Genomic DNA, 3,483 nt, shown 5'->3' on the forward strand with positions numbered 1-3,483 from the left:
GGTAATGTCCGCACCGATGCTAGCGGTGCTGATGTAGATGGCGCTGATGCGGCCGCCATTACCGGTGTAGTTGCGGGCACACAAACCGGTGATATCTCTGGTGGTGTGAATACTCCAATTGCTGGTTCACTCGGTTCGCTAACCCTTCAGGCTGATGGTTCGTACACCTACACACCAAGTGTTGCGGCTGAATCTTTGGCGCTGGGTGTGAGTGCGACAGATACATTCAGCTACACCTTAAAAGATGCGGATGGCAGTTTCTCAACAACGACCATTACGATTACTGTAACCGGTACAAATCAAGGGCCGCAAGCTGTTGCCAGTTCCAAGTCGGGTAATGAGGATGTGGCAATTCAACTTGGCGTTTCCGATTTTGGCTTTACGGATGTTGATACTGGCGATCAATTGTCCTCGGTACGAATTGATTCCTTGCCTGCTGATGGAACATTGATGCTCAACGGTGTTGCCGTTGCAGCTGGGCAGGTTATTACCGCCGCAGAATTAAATAATACGACGGCGCCAAATACAGGCCTTCAATTTGTTCCTGATCAGCATGAATCTGGATCGGATGCTTATGGTGGCAGTGGCACGGGTGATCAACAAGCAGACTACGCATCGTTTACTTTCAGTGTAAATGATGGCAACGCGTGGAGTGCTGCACCTGCGAGCTTCACCGTAGATGTTACTCCAGATGCAGATCCCGCATTGATCGATACGTCCCTGGTGAATTACAACAGCGGCAATAACCAGCATATCGATCTGGTCGAAATTCCTAGCTCTGATCGATTTACTCGAGAGGTTTACAATAACGCGGCCACAGGCCCGCAAGCAGGTAATCAGCTGGAAAACATTAGTGCTGGTTTAAACGGAACTGTAAGTACACCAGCTCAGCCTTATAATGCCTCCGGAAATAACGGCGCAACCGATATTGGTGCGAGACAGCTGCAGAAAGTTACTTCATTAATTTACCTAGAGGCAGGGCAAACCGTTTCTTTCTCTGGATATATGGATGATGCAGTTAAAATAGAACTCGGTGGGAATGTGTTGCTCCATACTAGTGGTAATACATGGGGGCCTTACAATACAGCGACGGCTCAAACTGTCTCACAGGGTGCTGGTTCTTATACAGCTGCTGGTACTTACACCGTCTCAGCTACGGGCTACTACACCTTGGAAACTTACGTTTACAACCATTCAGGGCCGGGTGATTTTTCAATTCGTATTCACCTTGATGGTGGCGGGCCGCAAGCTTTAAGTAACAGCAATGTAGTTGTATTCAGGGATGTCGATACCCTGGAGGCAACCGGCGCACAATACTCAGAGTTTGTACCAGGGCCTACAGCAGGCAACGCCAATCACAATACTAATGTTGGCGGCTACTATCCGATTGAGTTGAACAAAGGCGGAGAGGGCGCAAAGATTAAGCTCTCGGGGATCTCTGTTCAGTTGCAGGATACCGATGGTTCAGAATCAATTGCTTCCATCACGCTGGGGAATATTCCAGATGGTTGGGAAGTGTATGACGGCAATACCTTGCTATTCACCGCAGGTGGTGGGAACAACAGCGTAGATATCAGCAGTGCCGATCTAAATAACCTATTTGTGCGCAGCACCAATAGTGCAGCCAATGGCGCAACAGTTGATTACGATCTGGAAGTGACTGCGGTGGTAAACGAAACTGCAAATGGCACAGTGGTGGATACGCAAAGCAGCACTGGCACTTTAACGGTTTCCATTTTTGATACACAAAATGTATCTGCTTCACCGTTGAAAAAAGCGCCGGAGCAAGCGCAGCAAGATGCCATTGATGATGTTCAAGAGAGCTCTCAAAGTACCGGCAAGAGTAAAACCACAGCAGGGGGCTTATTGGCCGAGCAAGATGATCTTCTGTTAAGTGAATCGCCAGCTGCGGATTCAGCCGCAGAGTTTAATTTCGCCTCTAGCGACGAGCCTTCTTATGCCGTTGAGCTACAAGATGTACTGGCGCTCGATAAGTCAGAGCAAAGCCTAGATGCCTTATTACCAAAAGCCTTAGAAACTAAATCAGTAAATGTTAAGTCTCTAGAAGCAGATTCCCAAACCAGCAGCGATGCACCTGATGTTCTAGTTTGGAATGATGCAATAAGCGAACTACCTGAGATTAAAACTGAAAGTGATCTTGTAGATATTATCTAAGTTTAGTATGCAGAGTGGCTGGCTATTGGTGAGCCACTTTGACGTTAAAATGACAATGCGTTTTCGCATTTGTCTAACTTTCATTTACGCTGTATTCGTGAGTTGGCCCCTTTTTCAGTTGCTGGCCTTTTATTAGCAAGCGGATGTGTCTTCGTGGTCCTTCTTGGGGAATGACAGGTTGATAATAACGCTCAACATTAATCCAATAGAAAACCACACCCATTCTCTGAATGATATGAAGCCGCTGTATTTTGTGCTTTCGGACCGAAATGGGTTTTCTTCGATTCTTGTTTCACCTATCCCTCCATCGTGCCTCAAAATCACTTCGTCTTCATTTGTCCAGTTGGTTTCTCTTCCTGCCCAGATCCATACGCTCTTACTGGTTAACCCTTTTATATCGCCAAGCTCGATAGTTTTTTCTAGTCTACCTGTTTCCACAATCCCGTCTTCATCCATGATTGAGTAAAGGCCATATATTTTCTTTGTAAATGATACTTCCACGCCCTTCTTCTTTATGTCGCCCTCATTGTTGACACTTATTTCTATTAGTCTGTCAGGGTTAAACAATAAAGATTGATCTACGCTGCCTACTGCCTTTATAGCTGCGCGGCTCGCTGTTAATAGGTTTTGGTCGCTGGTTTCGCTCACAACCCACTTTCTCAGCAGATCGTTTTCGAACTTTGAGTTTTCTGAGTTTTCATTCTTTTTTCGAAAGTAATCTAGCTTTTCTTTGGTGGCAGGGTCAATTGCATAAAATGATTGGCTAATTATTGCTTTTATCTCCTTGGCAGAAAGAGATCGATACTTCTCTATCAATATGTCACTGAAAACAATGATTGCAATTGCCCCTGCAAATGCCATCAGTCTCTTTGCGGTGTTAGCCATTTATGCATCCTGCTGGTGGTTTATCCATAGGTGTTATTTAAGTGTGATTTTACAGGTGGGCATAAAAAAAGCCAGGTCATCGCCTAGCTTCTTAAGTCTCTGATCTAGCAGAGTATATGTATGGTGCCCGGAGGCGGACAAAACGACAGGAGTCGTTTTGGATCGCGGTAGCGACCCGCAGGGTGAGCCCCATGGATGGGGCGAATCAATCGAACAAGGTTCGATGCCGCTCAGCTGACCCTGATAAAAACAAAAAAGGCCCATCCAAAGATGAGCCTTTTCAATGTATGGTGCCCGGAGGCGGACAAAACGACAGGAGTCGTTTTGGATCGCGATAGCGACCCAGAGGGTGAAGCCCATGGATGGGCTGAATCAATCGAACAAGGATCGATGCCGCACAAATGAACCCAATAAAAACAAAAA

General features: G+C 46.3%; 2 protein-coding genes. One reads left to right on the forward strand and one right to left on the reverse strand.

Annotated elements, in window-relative coordinates; all coding sequences use genetic code 11:
* Nucleotides 1–2,175: Ig-like domain-containing protein (locus Q1A41_RS20170; protein ID WP_299982940.1), on the forward strand; the 2,175-nt coding region annotated here is incomplete at its 5' end.
* 132 nt (nt 2,176–2,307) lie between these two features.
* On the opposite strand, the gene Q1A41_RS20175 is transcribed toward Q1A41_RS20170, so the two are convergent.
* Complete coding sequence (locus tag Q1A41_RS20175) at nt 2,308–3,060, reverse strand: hypothetical protein (RefSeq protein WP_299982943.1); 753 nt, start codon at nt 3,058–3,060, stop codon at nt 2,308–2,310.
* Nucleotides 3,061–3,483 lie beyond the last annotated feature (423 nt).

This window comes from uncultured Pseudoteredinibacter sp., assembly GCF_947502065.1.
Classification (GTDB): domain Bacteria; phylum Pseudomonadota; class Gammaproteobacteria; order Pseudomonadales; family Cellvibrionaceae; genus Pseudoteredinibacter.

What these genes read in the sequence shown, in the direction of transcription:
- Q1A41_RS20175 (WP_299982943.1), bottom strand. Translation starts at nt 3,060, where the DNA reads ATGGCTAACACCGCAAAGAGACTGATGGCATTTGCAGGGGCAATTGCA.